Here is a 24499-nt window from a genome sequence, read left to right on the forward strand (position 1 = left end):
GGCCTTGTTGTTTCTGGCGTTTACCAATCGAGGGTGATCTTGCTGCGAAAGCTGCGTTCTTCACCGCTCACCGGGTCGATAAAACGTACGCCCTGGGCCAGCAACTTGAGCGGGTTGGCGTAGTCATCCTCGGCGTCCTTGATCACCTCGGGATAGAACGGGTCATTGCAGATGCTCGCGCCGAGCGCAGTCATGTGCACGCGCAACTGGTGCTTCTTGCCGGTCACCGGGAACAGGCCATAGCGCCATAAATCGCCGTTCTTCTCTCGCACTTCCACGGCCGTTTCGGTGTTGCTGGTACCCGGCCCTTCTTGCATGCGAAAGAACGGCTCGCCATCCACCAGGCGACTTTTGTGCACCAGCGGAAAGGTCAGGTTCGGCAGGGCCGGGGCGATGGCTTCGTAAAATTTGTCGATACGCCGCGTAGGAAACAGCTGCTGGTACGCCGAGCGGCTTTGTGGGTTGGCCGAGAACAGCACCAGCCCCGCCGTATGCCGATCGATGCGGTGCAGAGGCACCAGGGCGGGGTTATCCAAATGCCGGATCAGGCGCCGTAACAGTGTTTGCTCGACGTACTCGCCAGCGGGCGTGACCGGCAGGAAGTGCGGCTTGTCCGCCACGACCAAATGCTCATCGGCGTACAGGATGGTTTCCTGCGCCGGGATCACTTTCTCGTTGGGCACTTCGCGAAAGTAATAGATGCACAAGCCTTCCTTGTAGGCGAGGTCCAGGCTGATCGGGCTGCCATTGATATCCAGCACTCGCCCCCGGGCAATCCGGTCCAGCCACTGTTCTCGGCCGATGGCCGGGAAGTGCTCGCACAGGCAATCGAGCACCGTTGCCCAAGGACCGGGGGGCAGGTACAAGGTGCTGGCTTGGTGCTGGGCGGGAGAAAAACCGGAACTGGACATGCAGATGCTCAAAGCCTGGGAAACAGGCGGGCATTATCCCGCATGGCGCGCGATTGCCTAGGGCCTATCTCAAGCCTTGGCCAATTGCGCCCGCAGGACCGGCGAAGCGCTCGCGGCCTCGGTGAACTCCTTGAGCCAGCGCAATACGTCCACCGCTTCCCAACGGCCCGGATCATAGAGCGCGTAGAGCAAGCCCTGATAACCCACCACATCCAGTTGCTTGTGATAACCGGCGCGCTGGAACAGCGCCTCGATTTCTGCAAAGCAGGTGTTGAAATGCACCTTGTTAAACGGCGTCTTGCCTTCCGTGACCAGGCCATCGAGGCGCAGCTCGTTCACCGCGTCGCGCACGACATCGGCGGACATGCGATTGACGCTGCTTTTCAGTTGTTCAACATTCACCACGGGCGTTCCCTCTATTCAATCGCTGTACGAATATACAGTAACGTAATATTTGGAAACCCGCCATCGCATAAATATCAGCGCAGGAAGGCGACAACCTGATCAGCGTCGAATGGCCAATCCAGTTCCGCCCCCGTGTCCACCCGCCGCAGCACCGGAATCCTTAGGCCGTAGGCGTCGGTCAGGTCTTCTGGATCGGTGATATCGATCAACTCCACCATCAGACCATGTTCGACCAACGGCATGAGGACCTTTTCCGCGACTTCACAAAGATGGCAACCCAGGGTGCCGAACAACTGGCATTCAGGAGACATGACGAAAGAACCCGGTCAGTAAACAGGCCACCATTCTAAACCCGCTCGCCACATGAAATCCCATCTCCCACAAAACACCTGACCCAGATCACCATGGCCTATAACTGATTCAGCGATTCTCGCGGCTTTTTTGCCCGCTCACCCTGCAACGGAGATGCCTGTGTTTGCCAACCTGCTGATCATTCTGGCCTCATCCCTGGTGGTGATTGCGCTGTTTCGCCGGCTGCAACTGCCGCCCGTGCTGGGTTACCTGTGCGTGGGCCTGGCGGTGGGCCCGACGGCCCTGGACTGGGTGAACGACAACGAAGACCTGCCAGATCTGGCCGAGATGGGCGTGGTGTTCCTGCTATTTTCCCTGGGCCTGGAATTTTCCCTGTCGAAAATGTTCGCCCTGCGCCGCGTGGTCTTTGGCCTGGGCAGTTTGCAGGTGCTGGGCTGCGGGGCGCTGCTGGGCGGCCTATTGATGGGCTTTGGCCTGGCGCCGGGCATCGCGCTGTTGCTTGGCGCAGGGTTGGCGTTGTCTTCCACCGCCATCGTCAGCAAGGAGTTGACCAGCCTCGGTGAGATCTTCAGCAGCCACGGCCAGAATGCGATTGGCGTACTGCTGTTCCAGGACGTGGTGGCGGTATTGCTGCTGACGCTGGTGCCCGTGTTTGCCGGCAGCAGCGACCAGGCCTGGTACTGGGCGCTGCCGCTGACCCTGGGCAAGACCGTGGTGTTGTTCGTGGGCCTGTTGTTCGCCAGCCGGTGGTTACTGCCGCGGTTGTTCCATGAAGTCGCCGCGTCACATTCGGCGGAGTTGTTTGTCTTGCTGGCGCTGGTGATTGTGTTGCTCACCGCCTGGCTCACCCACCTGCTCGGCCTGTCCCCTGCCCTTGGCGCGTTCCTGGCCGGCATGTTGCTGGGCGAAAGTCATTACCGCCACCAGATCGAAGCGGATATCCGGCCGTTTCGCGACATCCTGCTGGGGCTGTTTTTTGTCAGCATTGGGATGTTGATCAACCTGCAGTTGTTCGTCAGCCACAGCCTGTTGATCCTTGGCCTGACCCTCACGCTGATGCTGGTCAAAGGCTGCGTGGTCGCCGTGCTCGTCAAGCTGCGTGGCAGCGACATTGAAACCGCCTGGCGCAGCGGCCTGGCCCTGGCCCAGGGTGGCGAGTTCTGTTTTGCGTTGATGGCGCAGATGCAGCAGAGCCGGCTGATTCCGGATGAGTTCAACGGCCTGCTGCTGGCTGCCACGTTCTGTTCGATGCTGTTGACGCCGTTGCTGTTGCGCGCCGCGCCGGCCATTGCCCTGCGCCTGCACCGCAAGCCAAACCAGCAGGTACAACTGGAGCAAATCACCGCGCTCAACGCCCAACTGCATGGGCACGCGGTGATTTGCGGTTATGGCCGGGTGGGCCAGTCCATCGGGCGTTTTTTACGCCGGGAACACCAGGCGTTCATCGCCCTGGATGACGACCCGGAACGGGTACAGGAAGCCGCCACCGAGGACAGCAGCGTGCATTACGGCGACTGCCGCCGTGGCGCCTTACTGAGTGCCGTTGGCCTGGAGCGGGCGCGGTTGGTGGTGATCGCAGTGGACAACAGCGATGTGGCCCTGGTGGTGCTCAAAGAGGCGCGGCGGATCAACCCTGAGGTGCCGATCCTGGTGCGCACCCGCGATGACAGCCAGTTGGCTGAGCTCAAGGCCGCGGGCGCCAGCGAAGTGGTGCCCGAGTTGCTGGAGTCAAGCCTGATGCTCGCTTCCCACGCGCTGATCCTGCTGGGCCTGCCGGAGCAACAGGTGCAAGCGCGGGTCGATGAAGTGCGACAGAACCGCTATCGCCTGCTGCACGGTTTTTACTCGCACCCGAACGCTCAGGAAGAAGCGCCGATCAATCCTGACTGACCGCACCGATCCTGTGGATCGACAGGTCCGCACCGTAATACTCCTCTTGCTGGCTCAGGCGCAGCCCGCCCTTCTTCAGAGGACGTGAACCGCTTTAGCGCAGCGATCAACACAACGGGCCGTTACCGACAGGGTTTTTCCGCGAGTTTGAGTTATTTAGGGTAAGGTTTTTCAAGGCTCGCGCCTCGACCGCCCGGATTCAGCACAGGCCCCGGGCCTGCGCACCAAGGCAATACAAAAGCTGTACCACACAATTGCAATGAACCTTCAGCGAACCGCGCGACTCGAAACCACACGTACAGATCAGCCACACACGGAGATAACCATGGCCGGTAAAACAGCAAAAACTGCGCAAGAGATACTGATGGCGGATTTTCAAGCCCTGGTCAGTGACACCGAAAGGTTGCTGGACGACACCGCTGTGCTGGCCGGCGACCAGGCAGACGAGCTGCGCACCAAGATCCACGAGAGCCTGCTCAAGGCTCGCGAGACCTTGCAATTGACCGAAGACTCGCTGCGTGAGCGCGGCCAGGCAGCCATTACTGCCACTGAAGACTACGTACAAGCAAACCCTTGGCAGTCGGTCGGTATTGCTGCTGGCGTGGGCTTTTTGATCGGCCTGCTGGCTACAAGGCGCTAATCATGTCTATCGGCGAAACCGGCTCGTCCACGAGCTCTAGCTCTACCTCCCGACGTCTGGGTGCGGCCGTGTTGGGCTTGCTGCACAGCCACGTCGAGTTGTTTGGCATTGAATTGCAGGAACAGAAGTCACGCACCGTCAGCCTGCTGCTGTTTGCCGGCCTGGCGTTGGTGTTTGCCCTACTGTTGTTGGTGGGGTTATCGGCCCTGGTGATGATCCTGGTGTGGGATACTTACCGCCTGACCGGTATCATCAGCCTGTGCGTTTTTTATGTCCTGGCCGCAGCATTCTGCGGGCTGCGCTTGAAAGCGGCGATATTCGATGAGTCCACGCCCTTCCACGCCACGCTCGAAGAGCTGGCCAACGACCGGGAGCGCCTGCTGCCATGAGCATGACCGAGATCCCGCAAAACACCTCCCGCCGGGAAATGCGCAAGGCGCTGATCCGCCTGCGCATGGAAATGCACCGCCAGGAAATCCGTCATGAGTCCCAGCAACTGATGGCGCCGCTGCAAAAAATGCGCAATATGCGCCATAACTGGCAAGACAGCCTGGGCATCAAGCACGCGCCGCTGTGGGGCGTGGCGGCGGTGACGCTGATGGGTTTCTTTACCGGCAAGGGCGCCAAGGGCGGCAGTATCAGCAGCGTGACGCGCCTGGTGCGGCTGGGAGCCGGTTTGATCCCGCTGATCAAGTTGGCGATGCAAGGCGCTTCGCGCAAAAGCTGACCCCGGGAGTCAATGACCGTAATGACCAGATAATTCCTGGTTGTTGCGGTTTTTTGCGCTGCCTGTTAATTGATAAGGACGCGGCCGACCGCTGGATTCGCTTGCTCCGCCAAGGCTGAACCGGGAAGCTGGAACTGTCATTCACCGTACGGAGAGTACCCGCCTTGGATTGGCCCACCCTGCTGACCCGCGAACGTCTTGGTAAGCCCCTGCACAGCCCGGAAGAACTGGGCCGCAGCCCATTCCATAAAGACCACGACCGCATTATCTTCTCCGGCGCGTTCCGGCGCCTGGGGCGCAAGACCCAAGTGCATCCGGTATCGAGCAACGACCATATCCACACGCGCCTGACGCACTCGCTGGAAGTCAGTTGCGTTGGGCGCTCTCTTGGCATGCGCGTGGGCGAAACCCTGCGCAGCGCCCTGCCCGACTGGTGCGATCCAAGCGACCTGGGCATGGTGGTGCAATCGGCCTGCCTGGCCCATGACATCGGCAACCCTCCGTTCGGGCACTCCGGCGAAGATGCCATTCGCCACTGGTTCCAACAGGCTGCCGGACGCGGCTGGCTGGACGACATGAGCAGCGCTGAACGCAATGATTTCCTCAACTTCGAAGGCAATGCCCAGGGCTTTCGGGTGCTGACCCAGCTCGAATACCATCAGTTCGACGGCGGCACGCGGCTGACCTACGCGACCTTGGGCACTTATCTCAAGTACCCCTGGACCGCCCGCCACGCCGACTCGCTGGGCTACAAGAAACACAAGTTCGGCTGTTACCAGAGCGAGTTGCCGATTCTTGAGCAGATCGCCCACAAGCTCGGCCTGCCTCAGTTGGAGGAGCAACGCTGGGCCCGTCATCCGCTCGTGTACCTGATGGAGGCGGCCGATGACATCTGCTACGCGCTGATCGACCTGGAAGACGGCCTGGAAATGGACTTGCTGGGATACGCCGAAGTCGAGTCGCTGCTGCTCGACCTGGTGGGCGATGACCTGCCGCAGACGTACCGGCAATTGGGTCCGCTGGACTCGCGGCGGCGCAAGCTGGCGATCCTGCGCGGCAAAGCCATCGAGCACCTGACCAATGCGGCGGCGCGAGCATTTGTTGAACAGCAGGACGCCCTGCTCGCCGGCACGCTGCCTGGTGACCTGGTCGAGCACATGCACGGCCCGGCAAAACGCTGTGTGCTGGATGCGAAGGACATGGCACGCAATAAAATCTTCCAGGACAAGCGCAAGACCCTGCATGAAATCGGTGCCTACACCACGTTGGAAATCCTCCTGAACGCATTCTGCGGCGCGGCCCTGGAGCAACATGGCGGGCGCACGCCATCGTTCAAGAACCGCCGCATTCTCGACTTGCTGGGCAATAGCGCACCGGATCCGGCCTGGCCGTTGCACGCCTCGTTCCTGCGGATGATCGACTTCATCGCCGGCATGACCGACAGCTACGCTACCGAAATGGCCCGTGAAATGACCGGGCGCTCCAGCCCTCAATAACGACTCGATCAAGCCACCTGTTCCCTGAAGCGAATAGCCCTACGATGGGAACAGAGCGGCCTGATCGAATTCGTACAAGCACCCGAAGAATAATCACGCACGCTCCTAACAGACCAACCGAGCAATTCCTACTCCCCCATCGACGCTTGCCTCACTGTGTACTCTCTATGCCCAGATACTCTCTTCGTATTCTTTTGGTGGAGGATCACCCTTTTCAACTCCTGGCCACCCAATGTTTGCTCAAAAGCTTCGGCTTCCACCAACTGACGCCAGTGGAAAACGCCGAGCAGGCCATACGTACAATGAGCCAGTCCGAATTTCCCTTCGACCTGATGCTATGTGATCAGTGCCTGCCTGACCTGCCCGGACTTGAACTCGTGGACATCGCCAGTCGCCAGCGCTTCATAACCAACGCCATTCTGTTAAGCGGGTTACCCAGCAGGGAACTGGTCAACCTGACGAAACAAGCCTTGCAACGACGCCTTCCACTCCTTGGCTATTTATCAAAACCTTTGAACAGAGATGAGCTTGAAAAGTTAATCCGATTAACTGTTAACCCATTTATGTAGGATTTTAAACATTACCTTCAACGAAAAACGCTACGAGGCCCGCCATAAATACCCAGGCTTCGCTTCTTGCCACTATCGCCTTCAAACCCTTCACACGCCCTGTCACGATTACCTAACAACTTGTAGGCCGATACCTTATTAAACGTAGGAACTTTCCTGTTTTGCATCTACTCCTCGTGAGCTCCATGCTGCGCCCTCACCTTCTGAGCTAATGTGCCCGCTTTATTTGTATCTGCACGGAATGTGATTATGAACTCAGTTTTTATTATCGATGACCACCCAGTTATCCGGCTTGCCATTCGAATGTTGTTGGAGCACGAAGGTTACAAAGTGGTCGGCGAAACAGACAATGGGTGTGATGCCATACAGATGGTCCGCGAATGCCTTCCAGACCTGGTGATTCTGGACATCAGCATCCCGAAACTTGACGGACTCGAGGTGCTCTGCCGATTCAACGCCATGAACACCTCCATGAAAACCCTGGTGCTCACGGCCCAATGCCCCACTCTGTTTGCCACGCGGTGCATGCGCTCGGGGGCCGAAGGCTATGTGTGCAAGGAGGGCGACCTGAGCGAGTTGCTGAGCGCCATCCGCGCAGTCCTGTCCGGCTACAACTACTTCCCCAGCCAGGCCTTGATTGGTCCCGGAACGGAAGGCATGGACGTGCAAGAGCTGGAACTATTCAAAACAGTCAACGACCGGGAGCTGATGGTCTTGCAACTTTTTGCACAAGGGCGCACTAACAAGGAGATAGCCAAAGGCATGTTTTTAAGCAACAAAACGGTCAGCACTTATAAAAAGCGGCTAATGCAGAAACTCAAAGCCAAATCCTTGGTAGAACTCATCGAGATGGCAAAACGAAACGCGTTAGTGTGAGAAAGCGGATGCCCAGGCGTATAAAGGACTATCTAATTATATTGAGTGCCGGTTTGTACTTCAGCACGACCGTGCTTGCAGAGCATCAAACAAACCCGGAACGCTTCACCTTACTGAGTCGTGCGGGAGCCGTCCAACTCGGCACTCATTTTGACAAGGCTCAGCGCCAGTGGCTGCAGAACAAACGCGAACTGGTGCTGGGTACCTCCGCACCTGACTACCCGCCCTTCGACCTGACTTCGAGCGGCCACGATTATGAGGGGCTCACTGCTGACTACGCGGGACTGCTGGCCAAAGCGCTCTCCCTGCCGGTCAACGTGATGCGCTACCCCTCCCGGGCGGCTGCCATTCGAGCCCTGGAAGCCGGGGAAATCGACTTGCTGGGCTCATCCAACGGCTTTGAGGCTGCAAAGCCCAATCTTATCCTCTCCGAGCCCTACGCGGTCGACCAGCCAGTACTGGTCACCCGCGAGAGCGAAACCCGTAGCCTCAACGACGGCCTTGATGGGCTGCGCCTGAGCCTTGTTTATCATTACCTGCCGCTCAATGAGGTAGAGAAGCTCTATCCCAAGGCAACGATCCGCGCCTATCCGTCGTATCAGAATGCCTTGAATGCGGTGGCCTTCGACCAGGCAGATGTGTTTCTCGGCGACACCATTTCCACCCATTACATGATCAACAAGGGTTATCTCAAAAACATTCGCATGGCCAACTTCGGCAAGCATGAGGCTTATGGTTTCAGCTTCGCCATGCGTCAAGACAACCGAATCCTGTTGAGCCTTGTCGATGCAGTCCTGGCAGCCGTGCCCATCAATGAGCGGGACAGCATCGCCAAGCGCTGGAGCGCCGGCAGCGATATCCTGCTGACCGATAAGAAACTGCAACTGACCCACCGCGAAGAGCGCTGGCTCAACGAGCACCCGGTGGTAACGGTCATCGTCAACGAAACCTTCGCGCCACTCACTTTCTTCGATGCAGACGGCAACTTTCGCGGCATTACCGCCGACCTCCTGGAGTTGATTCGACTGCGCACCGGCCTGCGCTTTTCGATCCAGCGCGGGCGTGATGTCAACGCGATGGTCGATCAAGTCGCCGCCCAGAAAGTCGATATGATCGGGGCTATCGTTCCGAGCAACGAAAGAGACCCACAGCTGAATTTCAGCCGCCCCTACCTGGAAAACTCCTACGTCCTGTTAACACGCAAAGAGCCTGGGGCGCCTTCAAACATGGAGCAAATGGCAGGAAAACGCCTGGCGATAACCCAGGGCAATCCCTTGGCCGCAACTTTGGGCAAGGACTTCCCGCAAGTTCATCTGGTGGAAACCAGTGATACGTTCAGGGCCGCGGAGTTACTCGCACAAGGGCAAGTGGATGGTGCCGTGAACACGTTGGTGATCGCCAACTACTTCCTGTCCTCCCAGGTATTCCAGGACAGGCTGCAAATGAGCGCCAGCATCGGCACCACCCCTGCAACGTTTACCTTGGCCACATCGCGTCACGCCACAGAACTGAGTTCAATCCTCGACAAGGCGCTGCTCAGTATCGCCCCGGATGAAATGGGCGTGATCAACAGCCGTTGGCGTGGCTACACCGCCGCCTCCGACAGCTACTGGCGCAACTACCATCAATTGATAGCCCGGATCATCATCGGTACCGGGCTATTGCTATTGATTTCCTTGGCCTGGAACGCCTACATGCGCCGCCAGATCAATCAGCGCAAAATGGCCGAACGCGCGCTCAACGACCAATTCGAGTTCATGCGTGCACTGGTCAATGAAACCCCGCACCCGATCTACGTGCGGGATCGCAAGGGCCTGCTACAGACCTGCAACGACAGCTACCTTCAGGTGTTCGACGTCAAGCGCGAAGACGTGATCGGCAAAAGCGTGATCCAGATGAGCATGGCCCTGGAGTCAGAGGCGGCGCAGTATCATGCCGACTATCAGCGCGTAGTGCTCGAGGGCAACCCACTGATCCTGGATCGCACCCTGCATATCCATGAGAAGAAGCTGACCATCTACCACTGGATCCTGCCCTACCGCGACTCTACCGGTGAAGTCCAGGGCGTCATCGGTGGCTGGATCGACATCAGTGACCGGCGCCAGTTGTTTGATGAGCTACGCGCCGCCAAGGAACGCGCCGACGAGGCCAACCGCGCCAAAAGTACTTTCCTTGCCACCATGAGCCATGAGATTCGCACGCCGATGAACGCCGTGATCGGCATGCTCGAACTGACACTCAAGCGCGCCGACCAGGGGCATCTCGACCGCCCCGCCATCGAAGTGGCGTACAACTCGGCCAAGGATCTGCTGGAGCTGATCGGCGACATCCTCGACATCGCACGTATTGAATCCGGTCGTCTCAGCCTGGCCCCGGAGCGGGTCAACCTGCGGGAGGTGATTGAGTCGGTGGTGCGCGTCTTCGACGGTCTTGCGCGCCAGAAAACCCTCAGCCTGCTGCTGGAGTTCAAGCCAGACCTGAACGATATCGAGGTGCTGATCGACCCTCTGCGCTTCAAGCAAGTGCTATCGAACCTTGTGAGCAACGCGATCAAGTTCACCGAACAGGGGCAGGTGAAGATCAAAGTGGAGATACAGCCTACCCAGGCACCCGAGCAGATCGAGCTGAAACTGGTGGTGGAGGACACAGGCATCGGCATCAGCAGGAAGGACCAACGGCGCCTGTTCGAACCCTTTGCCCAGGCGGACAATTCCGGGCACCTGGCCAGGAGTGGCGCTGGGTTGGGGCTGGTGATCTGCCGCAGCCTCTGCGCAATGATGGGCGGCCAACTGAGCCTGAGCAGCGTGCCCATGGTGGGAACCGAGGTGCACGTCAACCTGAGGATGCCCCGCCTGCAGGCGCTCACGGCGGTGAGCGAACACAAGCCCGAAACGCCGGCTGCTGCACCGGTGCTTAACGTACTGGTGGTGGACGATCACCCGGCGAACCGCCTGCTGATGTGCCAGCAACTGGGCTATCTCGGGCATCAATTCACTGCTGCCGAGCACGGCGCGGCAGGCTTCCAGGCTTGGCGCAAAGAGCATTTCGACCTGGTGATCGCCGATTGCAACATGCCCATCATGAACGGCTATGAGCTGAGCCGTTCAATCCGCGAGTATGAGCAACGTGAACAATTGGCGCCCTGTGTTGTGCTCGGTTTTACCGCCAACGCCCAGCCGGAGGAGAGGCAACGGTGCGTACAGGCCGGCATGGATGACTGCCTGTTCAAGCCCATCAGCCTTACCGTATTGGAGCGCCAACTGGCGCAAATTGCCCCTGAAGCTGCACATCAACGACTGGACCTCGAATGCCTGGAGGCTCTGACCGGTGGTGACCCGAACTTGAGTCGCCGCTTGCTCGAGGAGCTACTGAGCAGCAGCCGTAACGACCGTCAGGTACTCGTCGAGCTGCTCAATCGTCAGGCACCGCTCACGGACGTTATTGAGCAAGCCCACAAAATCAAGGGCGCGGCCCGTATCGTCCAGGCTCATTCATTGGCAGGGCAATGCGAAGCATTGGAGCAAGCCTGTTCCCACACTGAGGATTGGCCGACAGTCGAATCCGGTATCAAGGCTTTGGAAAAACTCATGCTGGAATTGGAGAGAATGCTGCAGGTCCAACTGGGTGAGCTGGAAAGCCGATAAGCGCCAAGGTGAACTGCTGCAGGAGCGAGCGCGCTCGCTCCTGCAAGGCCTGCATTAAACCCGACAGGTTCAGCAATCGGTCAACCGCAGGAATATGCCTGCCAGTCGTTCGATTCCTACCTGATCCTGAGGTGTAAAACGCGCCAACAGCGGGCTGTCGAGGTCGAGGACGCCAATCAAGCGGCCATCCTTGACCAATGGCACCACCAATTCACTGTTCGAGGCACTGTCGCAGGCGATATGCCCCGGGAACGCGTGCACATCGTCCACGCGCTGGGTTTGCCGTGATGCCGCAGCGGCACCACACACGCCACGACCGAATGGGATTCGCACACAGGCGATCTGCCCCTGGAATGGCCCAAGCACCAGTTCTTCATTGCGATTGAGGTAGAAGCCTGCCCAATTCAGGTCATCCAGCTGATTGAACAGGAACGCGGAGAACTGCGCACTGTTGGCAATAAAATCCCGCTCATCGGCCAGCAACGACTCCAGTTGCGCGCACAGCATGGCATAGCCGTCGAGGCCGCTGCCGGCCTGTTGTAAATCAATCATGGTTGACGTTCCAGCAATTTAAGACCCACCCAGTAACGGGCGAACTGATAGGCACAACGGCCATTGCGGTTGCCGCGCCCAGTGGCCCAACGCACCGCGAGCACATCAAGCTGTTCATCGCGCTGCCACTGCAAGCCGGCCTTGCTGGCCAGTTCGCCGATCCAGTGTTCAACCACATCCAGGAAATGTTCCTGGGAAAACGGATAGAACGACAGCCACAAGCCAAAACGGTCTGACAAGGCAATCTTGTCTTCTACCGCTTCGCTCGGGTGCAACTCGCCATCCACACGCTTCCAATTGTCGTTGTCACTCTGGTTTTCCGGCACCAGGTGACGGCGGTTGGACGTGGCGTACAACAGCACATTTTCCGGCGCCTGCTCGAGGGAGCCGTCCAGCACGCTCTTGAGCACCCGATAGTCGCCTTCGCCAGCCTCGAACGATAGGTCATCGCAAAACAAAATGAACCGCTGCGGCAGCTTGATCAGTTGCTCGACCACTCGAGGCAGGTCGGCCAGGTGATCACGTTCGATTTCGATCAAGCGCAGACCCGCCTTGGCGTGCTGGGCGAGCAACGCGCGTACCATGGATGATTTGCCGGTGCCACGCGAGCCCCACAAGAGCGCATGGTTGGCGGGCAAGCCATCGAGGAACTGCTGGGTGTTGCGCGCCAACTGTTCACGCTGTTTATCGACACCGATCAGGTCCGACAGGCGCATATCCAGGCTCACGTCCAGTGGTAACAGAAAGCCACTGCGGCCTTCACGCTGCCAACGGGCGGCCAGGCACTGGTTCCAGTCGATGGCTTGGCGCGGGGCAGGTAACAAGGGTTCCAGGCGAGCCAGCACCGCATCGGCGCGTTCAAGAAACGCATTCAATCGAGCATCCACATCTAATCCTCTGGCAAGTTCTTGTAAAAGATGGCGTATTGGCAACCCTGCGGCAGACCACATGGGGCTGCATCAAAAAATGATTCATGCCGGGCACGCTGGAGCTTGTGGATGTTCAGCTATGCTTGCCGGGCGAAGGGAAACGTGAAGTGGTTCAACACTCGATGGATATCAAGTTCGCCCACCGCTTGTCTTATAAACAAGCCAGATTGACTGTGCTGGTCGGTTTCGTCTTGGGAACCTTGCTCAGCCTGATCCAAATCGGTATTGATTATGCCAGTGAAGACGCTTCCATCAACCGTGAAATACGCTCACTGATCGAAATCAGCCATAACCCAGCCTCGCGCATCGCCTACAACATCGACGCCGAACTCGCCCAGGAACTGACCCTGGGCCTGCTGCACTCGCCGGCCATCACCCGCGCACAGTTAGTCGACAACAATGGCGTAGTCCTGGCCGACGTCAACCGACCACGCAAGGAAAGTAACTATCGGCCCGTCAGCGACTTTCTGTTTGGTGCCAACCGTCAGTTCGAGGACCGGCTGTACCTCAGCCATATGCCCGACGAATCCCTCGGCGTGCTGCGCCTCGACGTCGATACCTACGCCTTTGGCGGCCGTTTCCTGCACCGTGCCGAGATCACCCTGCTCAACGGTTTCGTCCGCAGCCTGCTTTTGACCGGAATATTACTAGGCTTGTTCTACGTGATGCTCACTCAACCGCTGGTGCGCATCATCCGGGAGCTGAGTACACGCAGACAGGCGCGCCTGGATTGCCCACCGGGGCATGAACACGATGAAATCGGCGTGTTGGTCAACGTCGCCAATCAGCAGTTCGAAAACATGGAAACCGAAATCCAGCAACGGCGCCATGCCGAAGATCGCCTTACGGAATACTTGGGCCAACTGGAAAATATCGTTTCCGCACGCACTCTTGAACTCAAGGCCAGCAACCAGCGTTTGAGCCAGTCCAACGATGAACTGGAGGCGGCAAAGAAGACCGCACTGGGCATGGCTCAGGCGCGGGCCGCGTTCCTGGCCAATATGAGCCATGAAATCCGCACGCCGCTCAATGGGCTGTTGGGGATGATCGCACTGTCGCTGGACAGCCCGCTGAACGCCGAACAGCGCCAGCAACTGTCCATCGCCCATGATTCAGGCAAAGTGTTGGTCGAATTGCTCAACGATATTCTCGACCTGTCCAAGTTTGACGCCGGCCAACTGGAACTGGAACATATCCCGTTCGATCTTGGTTCACTGGTAGAGGACACTGCCAACCTGCTATCGCAGAACGCCGCGCCGAGTGTCGAACTGACCTGCCTGATCGACCCGCAATTTCCCGCCCAAGTCGTCGGTGACCCGACCCGCGTGCGGCAGATTGTCAGTAATTTGCTCTCCAATGCCTTGAAGTTCACCCGCTTCGGTCGGGTCGACGTGCGCCTGCGTGCCCGTGAAGGCTGGGTCAAGATTGAGGTGTGTGACACCGGCATCGGCATCGCCCAGGAAGCCCAGGTGAAGATCTTCCAGCCGTTCACCCAGGCGGGTGCTGGCATCACGCGTCAATTTGGCGGCACGGGGTTGGGGTTGGCGTTGACCCACAACTTGTGCGAAGCCATGCAAGGCCGCTTGAGTATCAGCTCAGAGGTGGGATTTGGCAGCCAGTTCTGCGCCGACCTGCCGCTGCCCACACATTTGCCTGCCAACCGCCACACACCACTCACAGGCGAAGTGATTGCCATCACCAGCGCCGGTGGTGGGTTGACAGAGCTGCTCACCACCCTACTGCCCTCTTGGGGGCTGACGCCAAGCTGCTACTCCCAAGACGATGATTTGAGCGCACTGGCTCCCGACCTGTTGATCACCGACTGCCCGGAATGCCTGTTCCGCTTGCGTCCCGGCATCAGCGCGCCAATTTTGCTGATCACTGCCTACGGCAACTTCATGCCCAGCGAAGAGGTGGCCGCCCTGGCGCCACTGCAGCAGCAAGCACGCCCCTTAAGCCGTAACGCGCTGTACCAGATACTTCAGCGCAACCTGCGTACCGACACGCCACCGATCCTCGACCCGATCCAGATGGAAGCCGCGCCGCTTGCTCATCGGGCACGCATCCTGTTGGTGGAGGACAACGCGGTCAATCAGCTGGTAGCCAAGGGTATGCTCAGTAAGCTCGGCTGTGAGGTCATCGTGGCCGCCCATGGCGGCGAAGCGCTCAAGCTGCTTGAGGACCAGCGCTTCGATATGGTGTTGATGGACTGCAACATGCCAGTGATGGATGGCTACGAAGCCAGCCGGCAAATTCGCCGCAGTGGGCGCTGGCCGGATCTGCCCATTGTCGCGTTGACCGCCAACGCGCTCTCCGAAGAGCGCGAACGTTGCCGGGCGGCGGGGATGAACGATTACCTGGCCAAGCCTTTTCGCCGTGAAGAACTCAACGCCCTGCTGCAACTGTGGGTACCGACCACGACAAGCCTGTGATCCGTCACCGCAATACATTCGGTCATTTGAGCAGGGCTTCGATCTCCTGGGTCAAGGCCTGGGGCTTGGTCGTCGGCGCAAATCGCTTGATCAGCTTGCCGTCACGGCCGATGAGGAACTTGGTGAAGTTCCACTTGATGTTCTTGGAACCCAGCAGCCCCGGAGCCTGTTTTTTCAACTGAACGAACAAAGGGTGGGCATCGCTGCCGTTGACATCGATTTTCTTGAACAGCGGGAAACTGACGCCGAAGTTCAGCTCACAGAACTCGGATATCGCGTCTTCGTTACCGGGCTCCTGCTTACCGAACTGATTGCAGGGAAAGCCGAGCACTACCAGGCCCTGATCCTTGTATTGCTGCCAAAGTTGCTCCAGCCCTTTGTACTGCGGGGTGAAGCCGCATTTGCTGGCGGTGTTGACCACCAGAATGGCCTTGCCGGCGAAATCGGCCAAGGTCTTTTGCTCACCCTTGATGGTGGTGCACGGGATGCTCAACAGTGAGTCGCTCATGGCAATGCCTCAAGTCAGCGGAAGAAGAGGAACCCTAGGCGTGCTCCCCCATTTGGACCGGTTTACAACCTGACGCCTAGCGCGGCACCAGGTCCAGGCACACCGAGTTGATGCAATATCGCAGCCCAGTAGGCGGCGGACCGTCCGGGAACACGTGCCCCAGGTGCGCGTCGCACTTGGCGCAGGTGACTTCGGTACGGATCATGCCGTGGCTGACGTCGCGGATTTCGACCATCGCGCGGTCGGCAATCGGCTCATAGAAGCTGGGCCAGCCGCAGCCAGAGTCAAACTTGGCCTTGGAATCGAACAGCGGCTCGTTGCAGCAAATACAGTGGTACACACCATCGGTCTTGGTGGCGTTGTACTTGCCGCTGAACGGTCGCTCGGTGCCTTTGAGACGGCACACGTTGTACTGCTCCGGGTCGAGCATCGCCTTCCATTCATCCACGGTTTTCTGCAACTTTTCCATAGGTATACCTCGGCAACTGAAAAACCCTGATCTGTGTCTTTTCCATGGATCAGGCGGCACGTATGATTGCGCCTCTTCAAAACGCCAGTCTGGCACCCGCGCCAGCGGCATTCAAACGTATTTATGGGTGCGGGCTACGCAGTTTTCACCCTACGGTAGTGCCTACGCCGTCTGGATCGTTCATTTTCAGGATCACATCGCCATGCAGGTCAGCAAATCGAACAAGCTCGCCAACGTCTGCTACGACATTCGCGGCCCAGTGCTCAAGCACGCCAAACGCCTGGAAGAGGAAGGCCATCGCATCCTCAAGCTGAACATTGGCAACCCGGCGCCGTTTGGTTTCGAAGCGCCGGACGAAATCCTCCAGGATGTGATCCGCAACCTGCCGACCGCCCAAGGCTACAGCGACTCCAAGGGCCTGTTCAGTGCGCGCAAGGCGGTGATGCAGTACTACCAGCAAAAGCAGGTTGAAGGTGTCGGCATCGAGGACATCTACCTGGGCAACGGCGTGTCCGAGCTGATCGTAATGTCGATGCAGGCACTGCTCAACAACGGCGATGAAGTCCTGGTGCCAGCACCGGACTACCCGCTGTGGACCGCCGCCGTGACCCTGGCGGGCGGCCATCCGGTGCACTACCTGTGCGACGAAGGCGCCGACTGGTTCCCGGACCTGGCCGACATCAAGGCCAAGATTACTCCGAATACCAAGGCCCTGGTGATCATCAACCCGAACAACCCCACTGGCGCCGTGTACTCCCGGGAAGTACTGCTGGGCATGCTCGAGCTGGCGCGCCAGCACAACCTGGTGGTGTTCTCCGACGAGATCTACGACAAGATCCTCTACGATGACGCGGTACATATATGCACCGCCTCCCTGGCCCCGGACCTGCTGTGCCTGACCTTCAACGGCCTGTCCAAGTCCTACCGCGTCGCAGGTTTCCGCTCCGGCTGGATCGCCATCTCCGGTCCCAAGCACAACGCCCAGAGCTACATCGAAGGCATCGACATGCTGGCCAACATGCGACTGTGTGCCAACGTGCCGAGCCAGCATGCCATCCAGACCGCCCTCGGCGGCTACCAGAGCATCAACGACCTGGTCTTGCCCCAAGGTCGCCTGCTGGAGCAGCGTAACCGCACCTGGGAGCTGCTCAATGCGATTCCGGGCGTGAGCTGTGTGAAGCCCATGGGCGCGTTGTACGCGTTCCCGCGGATCGACCCGAAAGTCTGCCCGATCCTCAACGACGAGAAGTTCGTGCTCGACCTGCTGCTGTCGGAGAAACTGCTGGTGGTGCAGGGTACCGCGTTCAACTGGCCATGGCCGGATCACTTCCGCGTAGTAACCTTGCCACGAGTGGATGACCTGGAAATGGCAATTGGTCGCATCGGCAACTTCCTGAAATCCTATCGCCAGTAGGGACATTGACGCTGTACGACTCACACTGAGTCGTACAGTGATTATCTCGCAACACTTCTTTGTCGCTTACTTGCAGTTGTATTTCACTTGCCTGCTGCCGGTGGCGTACCCCCTATAATCAAGGGGCGTCAAGGCAGCCTCGCGCTGGTCATGGCCGACAATACAGGTCGGAAAATCCCTTCAAGGCCCTACGTTCAAGCTGTAGGACACAGTTTGAAATAGTCGCTCGGTTGAATCACCCCATCCCGCACCTTATATACCCCGCAGTACGCGACATATTAAGCATGAGGAGAACCCTACAACCATGATGCGCATCCTGCTGTTCTTGGCCACTAACCTGGCGGTCGTGCTGATTGCCAGCATCACCCTGAGCCTTTTCGGCTTCAACGGGTTCATGGCGGCCAACGGGGTTGACCTGAACCTCAATCAGCTGCTGGTTTTCTGTGCGGTCTTTGGTTTTGCCGGCTCGCTGTTTTCGCTCTTCATCTCCAAGTGGATGGCGAAGATGAGTACCAGCACCCAGATCATCACCCAACCACGCACCCGGCATGAGCAATGGTTGCTGCAGACCGTCGAGCAACTGTCCCGCGAGGCGGGTATCAAGATGCCCGAGGTCGGGATCTTCCCGGCCTATGAAGCCAACGCCTTTGCCACCGGTTGGAACAAGAACGACGCGCTCGTCGCCGTCAGCCAGGGCATGCTCGAACGCTTCTCATATGAGGAAGTGAAAGCGGTACTGGCCCATGAAATCGGCCACGTGGCCAACGGTGACATGGTCACCCTGGCGCTGGTGCAAGGCGTGGTGAACACCTTCGTGATGTTCTTCGCGAGGATCATCGGCAATTTTGTCGACAAGGTGATCTTCAAGAACGAAGAAGGCCGTGGCATTGCCTACTTCGTGGCGACCATCTTTGCTGAGGTGGTGCTGGGCTTCCTGGCCAGCGCAATCACCATGTGGTTCTCGCGCAAACGCGAGTTCCGCGCAGACGAAGCAGGCGCGCGCCTGGCCGGCACCGGGGCAATGATCGCGGCGCTGCAACACTTGCGCTCCGAGCAGGGCCTGCCGGTGCACATGCCGGACAGCCTGACCGCCTTTGGCATCAACGGTGGTATCAAACAGGGCATGGCTCGCCTGTTCATGAGCCACCCGCCACTGGAAGAGCGGATCGACGCACTGCGTCGCCGGGGCTGATAACCGGAAATACCAAAAGGGGCGATTGAATCGCCCCTTTTTCGTGGCCGTGTCTCTACGCCTTGGCCAGCCGGTAAACGCGCTCTTCAAGACGGGTAACGCCGTCCTGCACAAACTTCCAACTCTCGGCGAGAATGTCCTGCTCCTCGATCCGCTCCAAAGCCCAATGCAGCCCCAGCAGCAACCGCACTTCCTCATCCGTAACGGCAAATGGCGGGCCGGCCTTCTGCGCCTGGTCGTAGTCCAAAGTGATCAGCAGCCCCAGGCAGCCTGGAGCCAGCAAGGCATTAAGATGCTCTGTGTATTGCACCCGCATCAGCGGCGGCAAGGCGATCAACGCCGCACGGTCATACAGCGCCTGGCATTCGGCCAGGACGTCAGCATCGAGGTCGAAGAAATCACCGCACCAGACTTCGATCAGGCCCGCCTGATACACCTTGAACGCGCCTCTTTGATTGATCTGCGGCGCAAGCCCCTGCTCGCTGAAGAAAGCCTCCACGGCCTGCTCAGACAGCTCCACGCCCATCACGTGATGCCCGTGGCTCGCCAGCCATATCAAATCCAGGCTTTTGCCACACAAGGGCACCAGGACCTTCGCGCCCTTGGCCAGCGCCAGTGTTGGCCACTGCCGTTGTAGATAAGGGTTGACCTGGGGCTGATGGAAACCGATCTGGTTGCTTTCCCAGCGTTCCTGCCAAAATTTAGGCTGCATAAATCACCTGAAAATTCGATTAAAAGGCGCTAAAACTTATATTAGATTTAGATCGATGATCTGATTGAAGATGGGCCCATGTTAACCCTCAGGACCCCTCCTATGCTCCCCAGCCTGTTTATCTCCCACGGTTCGCCCATGCTGGCGTTGCAGCCGGGTGCCAGCGGGCCCGCATTGTTGCGCCTGGCCGCAGAGCTGCCTCGGCCAAAGGCGATCGTAGTCGTATCGGCGCATTGGGAAAGCCACGAACTGTTGGTCAGCGGCAGCGCCGCTCCCGAAACCTGGCACGACTTTGGTGGATTCCCTCGCGAGCTGTTTGCCGTGCAATACCCTGCGCCTGGTGATCCAGGGCTGGCGAATGAAATTGTCGATTTATTACAGGCTGACGGCCTGAATGCACACATCGATGATCAACGGCCCTTCGACCATGGCACCTGGGTGCCCCTGTCGCTGATGTACCCGGCGGCCGACATTCCCGTGGTGCAAGTCTCCTTGCCCAGCCGCATGGGCCCTGCCCTGCAAACCCGTGTTGGGCATGCCCTTTCCAGCTTGCGCGAGCAAGGAGTATTGCTAATCGGCTCCGGCAGCATCACCCATAACCTTGGTGAGCTGGACTGGCGCGCCGGGCCGGAGACCATTACACCGTGGGCTCGGGAGTTTCGCGATTGGGTGGTCGACAAACTCGCTGCCAACGACGAAGCGGCCTTACATGACTATCGCCACCAAGCGCCCCATGCAGTGCGCAGCCACCCCAGCGACGAGCATTTGCTGCCGCTGTATTTTGCGCGAGGCGCAGGTGGGGAATTCGGGTTGGCGCACCAAGGATTCACCATGGGGGCATTGGGCATGGACATCTATCGATTCGACTGACACAAGCCCCTCCCACATTGGATCGAGTACAGATCCCAACCCTGAAATTCCAGGCAAAAAAAATCCCCGAACCAGTCGGGGATTTTTTTATGTGCGATCAATCAACCCAAGGGCAGATCAATCCTCGCGGTAGCGACGCAGCTTGAGCTGCTTACCGGCAACGCGCGTATCTTTGAGCTTGGCCAGCAGTTTTTCCAGACCATCTTCCGGCAGCTCTACCAGGGAGAAGCTGTCACGCACCTGGATGCGACCGATAGCTTCACGTGCCAGGCCACCCTCGTTGAGGATAGCGCCCAGCAGGTTCTTGGCAGCGATACCATCACGCGCACCCAGCGCGGTACGGCAACGAGCACGGCCTTCAGCCAATGGAACCGGAGCACGACGCTCACGATCACCACGGTCTGGACGGTCGCCGGTACGCTCTGGACGATCACCGCGTGGCGCGTTGTTCGGCACCAGTGGGCGCTCTTTCTCGATGGCTGCCAGGGTCAGGGCCTGACCGTTGGTAGCTTTGCGCAGCAGCGCTGCAGCCAGGGCACGCGGGGTGCAACCGATATCGGCAGTCAGGCGGTCCAGCAGGTCGCCGTGGGTCGATTCAGCGTCAGCCACCAGCGGCGACAGGCTGTTGGTCAGTTTCTTGATGCGGGCATCGAGAACAGCCTGGGCATCCGGCAGACGCACTTCGGCAACCTTCTGACCGGTTACACGCTCGATCACTTGCAGCATGCGGCGCTCACGTGGAGTCACCAGCAGCAGTGCACGACCTTCGCGACCGGCACGGCCGGTACGGCCGATACGGTGAACGTAGGACTCTGGATCGTAAGGCATATCAACGTTGAACACGTGGGTGATACGTGGAACGTCGAGGCCACGAGCAGCAACGTCGGTCGCTACAACGATGTCCAGACGGCCATCCTTGAGGGAGTCGATCACGCGCTCACGTTGGTTCTGGGCGATGTCACCGTTCAGCGCAGCGGCTTTGTAGCCTTTGGCTTCCAGGGCACTGGCCAGGTCCAGGGTCGCTTGCTTGGTGCGTACGAACATGATCAGGGCGTCGAAGTCTTCGACTTCCAGCAGGCTCAATACAGCCGAGGTCTTCTGGTCAGCGTGAACCAACAGGTGAGCCTGTTCGATCGCGGTAACGGTCTGGGTCTTGGTCTGGATCTTCACGTGTTGCGGATCGCGCAGGTGGCGTTCGGCAATGGCACGGATGGACTGCGGCAGTGTGGCCGAGAACAATACGGTCTGACGGGTCGCAGGCAGCGCCTTGAAGATGACTTCCAGGTCATCCATGAAGCCCAGCTTCAACATTTCGTCAGCTTCGTCCAGAACCAGGTGGTTCACGGTCGACAGGACTTTCTCGTCACGACGCAGGTGGTCGCACAGACGGCCTGGGGTGGCAACGACGATCTGTGCGCCATTACGGATGGCTTTCAGTTGTGGGCCCATAGGCGCGCCGCCGTAAACGGCCACAACGGTAACGCCCGGCATCTGCTTGGCGTAGGTTTCGAAAGCGGTTGCTACTTGCAGCGCCAACTCACGGGTTGGCGCCAGGATCAGGGCTTGCGGCTCGCGCTTGGCAGGATCGATGCAGTGCAGGATAGGCAGGGCGAACGCGGCGGTTTTACCGGTACCGGTTTGGGCCTGGCCAATCATGTCCTGGCCGGCCATGATGATCGGGATCGATTGCTGCTGAATCGCCGAAGGTTCTTCGTAGCCAGTCGCGATGACGGCAGCAAGAATATTCGGGTTAAGATTAAAAGCGGCGAAGCCGCCGGTTTCCTGGGTCATGGGTCTGCCTCTAAGTGCATCCGCAAAGACCCATGCTCCAAAGCTGCGCATGCCGTGTTGAGACTCAAGAGTCGCCCTGGCTGCTTTGTCGGCGGGGATTTGCGAAAACGAATGAATGAAAAAGATTCGTCAAGGGAGAGTCCGCTGTGCGGACGTGCAGCCGAAGCTGACTTCGGGGAATTGCGCTACCTAAACGCGGCCCGGTTAAAGGCCGGCGCGCACTATACCGGAAATACCTGAAAAAGGGAGCTTTTTTTATCGCAACGCACTGATAAACCGCGCTGCGTCACGGTCTTTGCAGATATCCACGCCAAGGTCTATTTTTCAAAGGCCCGGCCCTGCTGGTCATGACGCTTAAACGGTTCACCCACCCACACAGACCCTTTGGTCTAAAACTTTACCCGCGCCCGAGGGCACACCCGATGAATCAACCCAGCAGCAGCCGTGTCAGCCGTGCACTTGAGGGCCATGTTCTGTTGCTGGGCCTGGACCGCGTGGCCAAACGCAACGCCTTCGACCTGGATTTGCTCAACGAGCTGAGCCTGGCCTATGGCGAATTTGATCGCAACGATGACGCGCGGGTGGCCGTGGTGTTTGCTCACGGCGAACACTTTACCGCCGGGCTGGACCTGGCCAATGTCAGCGCGGTGATGGCGGGCGGCTGGCAGCCGCCGCTGGGAGGATGCGATCCCTGGGGCGTATTCGCCGGCCCCAGGGTGAGCAAACCGGTGATCGTCGCGGCCCAGGGCTATTGCCTGACAATTGGTATCGAGTTGATGTTGGCGGCGGATATCAACCTCTGCGCCAGCAATACGCGCTTTGCGCAAATGGAAGTGCAGCGTGGGATTTTTCCGTTTGGTGGTGCGACATTGCGCTTTCATCAGATTGCCGGCTGGGGCAATGCGATGCGCTGGTTGCTCACCGGCGATGAGTTCGACGCCCATGAAGCTTTGCGCCTGGGGCTGGTGCAGGAAGTGATGGCCAGCGAGGACCTGCTGCCCCGCGCCATCGAACTGGCAAACCGAATTGCCCGCCAGGCGCCGCTCGGCGTACAGGCGACGTTGATGTCGGCGCGCCAGGCGCGGATGGAAGGCGAAGCCGTCGCAGCCGCCGCATTACCGCCGATGGTGGATAAGTTGCTTAACAGTGAAGATGCCAAAGAGGGCGTGCGGGCGATGCTTGAGAAGCGCCCGGGGGTGTTCAAGGGTATTTGAACAGCCTGGACGTGTTGGCGACAGTGATGGCCTCTTCGCGAGCAAGCCCGCTCCCACAGGTTGAAATGCATTCCCCTGTGGGAGCGGGCTTGCCCGCGATGACGTCGGTACAGGCGACTACGTAGCCGGCCGAATTGCCTTGATCAACGGCTGCAACGAGTACCCCAATCGTGGCGCCAACGCTTCGGCGCGAGCCGACAGTGCCTCCAGATCCAGCTCTTGATCCAGCTCCGAAGGCACCAGCAAAATCACATTGCCCTCCTTCACCGGCAGCTCCCAATAATGCCGGTGGTACAACCCACGCAGCAGTGCCGCGCCCAGCGGTTTGCCGTCATCGGTCGCCCACTGGTTGATCACCAGCCAGCCACCGGGGTTGAGTTTCTTCTGGCAATTTTCCAGGAAGGTCCAGGCCAAGTGCCCCACGCCCGGGCCGACATCGGTGTAGAGGTCGACAAAAATCAGGTCGGCTGATTCGGCGGTTTCAAGCAATTGCAGCGCGTCACCAATGCGAATGTACAAACGCGGGTCGTCGTCCAGCCCCAGATACTCAATCGCCAGGCGCGGCACATCAGGCCGCAGCTCAATGGCCTCGACATCTTCCAGTTGCAGGAACTTGAGGCACGCCTGGGTCAACGTGCCGGCCCCCAGGCCAAGGAACAACGCGCTCTCCGCCTGCTCATGGCATAAGGCGCCGATCAACATGGCGCGGGTGTAGTCATACTCCAGCCAGCTCGGGTCCGCGGTGAACACACAGCTTTGCTCGATGGCGTCACCAAACTCGAGAAAACGGTAATCGGCCACTTCAAGCACACGAATCATGCCGAAATCATCATGGACTTCGGCCAGCAGGTGCTCGACACGCTCCTCGCTCATCACTACTCCTAAAGGGTTTACCGCACGGCAAAGGCGCGATTGTCGGCCAAGCAGCAGCAACAGGTCACGCACT

Annotated in this window: 23 protein-coding genes; 13 read left to right on the forward strand and 10 right to left on the reverse strand. The window is 59.0% G+C overall.

Going from position 1 to position 24499, the window contains the following annotated elements:
- Positions 1–20: 20 nt before the first annotated feature.
- From JFT66_RS00865 to JFT66_RS00875, 3 genes are all read right to left on the reverse strand, one after another.
- Positions 21–911 carry a pseudouridine synthase gene (locus JFT66_RS00865; protein ID WP_198858604.1) on the reverse strand — a complete coding sequence of 297 codons (891 nt, stop codon included), beginning with the start codon at positions 909–911 and terminating at the stop codon, positions 21–23.
- Between the two features lie 69 nt (positions 912–980).
- Positions 981–1316 carry a hypothetical protein gene (locus JFT66_RS00870; protein ID WP_003189932.1) on the reverse strand — a complete coding sequence of 112 codons (336 nt, stop codon included), beginning with the start codon at positions 1314–1316 and terminating at the stop codon, positions 981–983.
- A 74-nt stretch (positions 1317–1390) separates the two neighbouring features.
- Entirely contained in the window at positions 1391–1627 is a 237-nt protein-coding gene (locus tag JFT66_RS00875; protein ID WP_198858605.1) for a glutaredoxin family protein, read from the reverse strand.
- Between the two features lie 154 nt (positions 1628–1781).
- Here JFT66_RS00875 and JFT66_RS00880 point away from each other — a divergent pair, with 154 nt between their 5' ends.
- The 8 genes from JFT66_RS00880 to JFT66_RS00920 all read left to right on the forward strand — a co-directional run bounded on the left by JFT66_RS00880 (position 1782) and on the right by JFT66_RS00920 (position 11470).
- Positions 1782–3518: a cation:proton antiporter gene (locus JFT66_RS00880; protein ID WP_153837809.1), complete on the forward strand. Its 1737-nt coding sequence runs from the start codon at positions 1782–1784 to the stop codon at positions 3516–3518.
- A 325-nt stretch (positions 3519–3843) separates the two neighbouring features.
- Complete coding sequence (locus JFT66_RS00890; protein ID WP_034118877.1) at positions 3844–4158, forward strand: DUF883 family protein; 315 nt, start codon at positions 3844–3846, stop codon at positions 4156–4158.
- A gap of 2 nt (positions 4159–4160) precedes the next feature.
- The gene (locus JFT66_RS00895; protein WP_034118876.1) at positions 4161–4547 is read left to right on the forward strand and encodes a phage holin family protein; all 387 of its coding nucleotides are present in this window, start codon (positions 4161–4163) and stop codon (positions 4545–4547) included.
- Positions 4544–4885, forward strand: a complete 342-nt coding sequence (locus tag JFT66_RS00900; RefSeq protein ID WP_153870590.1) for a hypothetical protein — start codon at positions 4544–4546, stop codon at positions 4883–4885. The genes JFT66_RS00895 and JFT66_RS00900 overlap by 4 nt, the downstream gene beginning before the upstream one ends.
- 164 nt (positions 4886–5049) lie before the next feature.
- Positions 5050–6381, forward strand: coding sequence for a deoxyguanosinetriphosphate triphosphohydrolase (locus tag JFT66_RS00905; protein ID WP_034118874.1), 1332 nt, complete (start codon positions 5050–5052; stop codon positions 6379–6381).
- A 167-nt stretch (positions 6382–6548) separates the two neighbouring features.
- Positions 6549–6950, forward strand: a complete 402-nt coding sequence (locus JFT66_RS00910; protein WP_153870589.1) for a response regulator — start codon at positions 6549–6551, stop codon at positions 6948–6950.
- Positions 6951–7199: 249 nt separating this feature from the next.
- On the forward strand, positions 7200–7826 hold the full coding sequence (locus JFT66_RS00915) for a response regulator transcription factor (protein WP_034118872.1): 627 nt from the start codon (positions 7200–7202) through the stop codon (positions 7824–7826).
- Positions 7827–7834: 8 nt separating this feature from the next.
- Complete coding sequence (locus JFT66_RS00920) at positions 7835–11470, forward strand: transporter substrate-binding domain-containing protein (RefSeq protein ID WP_198858606.1); 3636 nt, start codon at positions 7835–7837, stop codon at positions 11468–11470.
- Positions 11471–11539: 69 nt separating this feature from the next.
- Here JFT66_RS00920 and JFT66_RS00925 read toward each other — a convergent pair whose 3' ends face one another.
- Positions 11540–12022, reverse strand: coding sequence for a GAF domain-containing protein (locus JFT66_RS00925; protein WP_034118870.1), 483 nt, complete (start codon positions 12020–12022; stop codon positions 11540–11542).
- Entirely contained in the window at positions 12019–12909 is an 891-nt protein-coding gene (locus JFT66_RS00930) for an ATP-binding protein (RefSeq protein WP_034118869.1), read from the reverse strand. Before JFT66_RS00930 ends, JFT66_RS00925 begins: the two co-directional genes overlap by 4 nt.
- A gap of 164 nt (positions 12910–13073) precedes the next feature.
- Between JFT66_RS00930 and JFT66_RS00935 the strand changes: the two genes are divergently transcribed.
- Positions 13074–15383 (forward strand): hybrid sensor histidine kinase/response regulator, encoded by a 2310-nt coding sequence (locus JFT66_RS00935; protein WP_198858607.1) that lies wholly within the window; start codon positions 13074–13076, stop codon positions 15381–15383.
- A 22-nt stretch (positions 15384–15405) separates the two neighbouring features.
- Here JFT66_RS00935 and JFT66_RS00940 read toward each other — a convergent pair whose 3' ends face one another.
- Together JFT66_RS00940 and msrB are read right to left on the reverse strand one after the other, a co-directional pair.
- A complete protein-coding gene (locus JFT66_RS00940; protein ID WP_034118868.1) occupies positions 15406–15891 on the reverse strand; it encodes a glutathione peroxidase in 486 nt (161 codons plus the stop codon).
- 76 nt (positions 15892–15967) lie between these two features.
- Positions 15968–16360: a peptide-methionine (R)-S-oxide reductase MsrB gene (msrB, locus tag JFT66_RS00945; RefSeq protein ID WP_034118867.1), complete on the reverse strand. Its 393-nt coding sequence runs from the start codon at positions 16358–16360 to the stop codon at positions 15968–15970.
- 202 nt (positions 16361–16562) lie between these two features.
- Here msrB and JFT66_RS00950 point away from each other — a divergent pair, with 202 nt between their 5' ends.
- Complete coding sequence (locus tag JFT66_RS00950; RefSeq protein WP_003209058.1) at positions 16563–17774, forward strand: pyridoxal phosphate-dependent aminotransferase; 1212 nt, start codon at positions 16563–16565, stop codon at positions 17772–17774.
- A gap of 304 nt (positions 17775–18078) precedes the next feature.
- Complete coding sequence (gene htpX / locus JFT66_RS00955; RefSeq protein WP_034118866.1) at positions 18079–18966, forward strand: protease HtpX; 888 nt, start codon at positions 18079–18081, stop codon at positions 18964–18966.
- A 55-nt stretch (positions 18967–19021) separates the two neighbouring features.
- On the opposite strand, the gene JFT66_RS00960 is transcribed toward htpX, so the two are convergent.
- On the reverse strand, positions 19022–19678 hold the full coding sequence (locus JFT66_RS00960; protein WP_198858608.1) for a thiopurine S-methyltransferase: 657 nt from the start codon (positions 19676–19678) through the stop codon (positions 19022–19024).
- Positions 19679–19780: 102 nt separating this feature from the next.
- Between JFT66_RS00960 and JFT66_RS00965 the strand changes: the two genes are divergently transcribed.
- The gene (locus JFT66_RS00965; protein WP_198858609.1) at positions 19781–20548 is read left to right on the forward strand and encodes a DODA-type extradiol aromatic ring-opening family dioxygenase; all 768 of its coding nucleotides are present in this window, start codon (positions 19781–19783) and stop codon (positions 20546–20548) included.
- A gap of 117 nt (positions 20549–20665) precedes the next feature.
- Here the strand turns inward: JFT66_RS00965 and JFT66_RS00970 are convergent, their stop codons facing one another.
- The gene (locus JFT66_RS00970) at positions 20666–22339 is read right to left on the reverse strand and encodes a DEAD/DEAH box helicase (RefSeq protein WP_034118863.1); all 1674 of its coding nucleotides are present in this window, start codon (positions 22337–22339) and stop codon (positions 20666–20668) included.
- 422 nt (positions 22340–22761) lie between these two features.
- Here JFT66_RS00970 and JFT66_RS00975 point away from each other — a divergent pair, with 422 nt between their 5' ends.
- On the forward strand, positions 22762–23553 hold the full coding sequence (locus tag JFT66_RS00975) for a crotonase/enoyl-CoA hydratase family protein (RefSeq protein ID WP_034118862.1): 792 nt from the start codon (positions 22762–22764) through the stop codon (positions 23551–23553).
- Positions 23554–23670: 117 nt separating this feature from the next.
- On the opposite strand, the gene JFT66_RS00980 is transcribed toward JFT66_RS00975, so the two are convergent.
- Complete coding sequence (locus tag JFT66_RS00980) at positions 23671–24426, reverse strand: spermidine synthase (RefSeq protein ID WP_153870583.1); 756 nt, start codon at positions 24424–24426, stop codon at positions 23671–23673.
- Positions 24427–24499: the final 73 nt, after the last annotated feature.

It is taken from the genome of Pseudomonas sp. MF6755 (assembly GCF_016405635.1).
Lineage (GTDB): Bacteria > Pseudomonadota > Gammaproteobacteria > Pseudomonadales > Pseudomonadaceae > Aquipseudomonas > Aquipseudomonas haemolytica.

Excerpts from the sequence above, each read along its gene's own strand:
- JFT66_RS00865 (WP_198858604.1), bottom strand. The coding sequence starts at position 911 with ATGTCCAGTTCCGGTTTTTCTCCCGCCCAGCACCAAGCCAGCACCTTG.
- JFT66_RS00875 (WP_198858605.1), bottom strand. The coding sequence starts at position 1,627 with ATGTCTCCTGAATGCCAGTTGTTCGGCACCCTGGGTTGCCATCTTTGT.
- JFT66_RS00880 (WP_153837809.1), top strand. The coding sequence starts at position 1,782 with ATGCCTGTGTTTGCCAACCTGCTGATCATTCTGGCCTCATCCCTGGTG.
- JFT66_RS00890 (WP_034118877.1), top strand. The coding sequence starts at position 3,844 with ATGGCCGGTAAAACAGCAAAAACTGCGCAAGAGATACTGATGGCGGAT.
- JFT66_RS00895 (WP_034118876.1), top strand. The coding sequence starts at position 4,161 with ATGTCTATCGGCGAAACCGGCTCGTCCACGAGCTCTAGCTCTACCTCC.
- JFT66_RS00900 (WP_153870590.1), top strand. The coding sequence starts at position 4,544 with ATGAGCATGACCGAGATCCCGCAAAACACCTCCCGCCGGGAAATGCGC.
- JFT66_RS00910 (WP_153870589.1), top strand. The coding sequence starts at position 6,549 with ATGCCCAGATACTCTCTTCGTATTCTTTTGGTGGAGGATCACCCTTTT.
- JFT66_RS00915 (WP_034118872.1), top strand. The coding sequence starts at position 7,200 with ATGAACTCAGTTTTTATTATCGATGACCACCCAGTTATCCGGCTTGCC.
- JFT66_RS00920 (WP_198858606.1), top strand. The coding sequence starts at position 7,835 with ATGCCCAGGCGTATAAAGGACTATCTAATTATATTGAGTGCCGGTTTG.
- JFT66_RS00925 (WP_034118870.1), bottom strand. The coding sequence starts at position 12,022 with ATGATTGATTTACAACAGGCCGGCAGCGGCCTCGACGGCTATGCCATG.
- JFT66_RS00935 (WP_198858607.1), top strand. The coding sequence starts at position 13,074 with ATGGATATCAAGTTCGCCCACCGCTTGTCTTATAAACAAGCCAGATTG.
- JFT66_RS00940 (WP_034118868.1), bottom strand. The coding sequence starts at position 15,891 with ATGAGCGACTCACTGTTGAGCATCCCGTGCACCACCATCAAGGGTGAG.
- msrB (WP_034118867.1), bottom strand. The coding sequence starts at position 16,360 with ATGGAAAAGTTGCAGAAAACCGTGGATGAATGGAAGGCGATGCTCGAC.
- JFT66_RS00950 (WP_003209058.1), top strand. The coding sequence starts at position 16,563 with ATGCAGGTCAGCAAATCGAACAAGCTCGCCAACGTCTGCTACGACATT.
- htpX (WP_034118866.1), top strand. The coding sequence starts at position 18,079 with ATGATGCGCATCCTGCTGTTCTTGGCCACTAACCTGGCGGTCGTGCTG.
- JFT66_RS00960 (WP_198858608.1), bottom strand. The coding sequence starts at position 19,678 with ATGCAGCCTAAATTTTGGCAGGAACGCTGGGAAAGCAACCAGATCGGT.
- JFT66_RS00965 (WP_198858609.1), top strand. The coding sequence starts at position 19,781 with ATGCTCCCCAGCCTGTTTATCTCCCACGGTTCGCCCATGCTGGCGTTG.
- JFT66_RS00970 (WP_034118863.1), bottom strand. The coding sequence starts at position 22,339 with ATGACCCAGGAAACCGGCGGCTTCGCCGCTTTTAATCTTAACCCGAAT.
- JFT66_RS00975 (WP_034118862.1), top strand. The coding sequence starts at position 22,762 with ATGAATCAACCCAGCAGCAGCCGTGTCAGCCGTGCACTTGAGGGCCAT.
- JFT66_RS00980 (WP_153870583.1), bottom strand. The coding sequence starts at position 24,426 with ATGAGCGAGGAGCGTGTCGAGCACCTGCTGGCCGAAGTCCATGATGAT.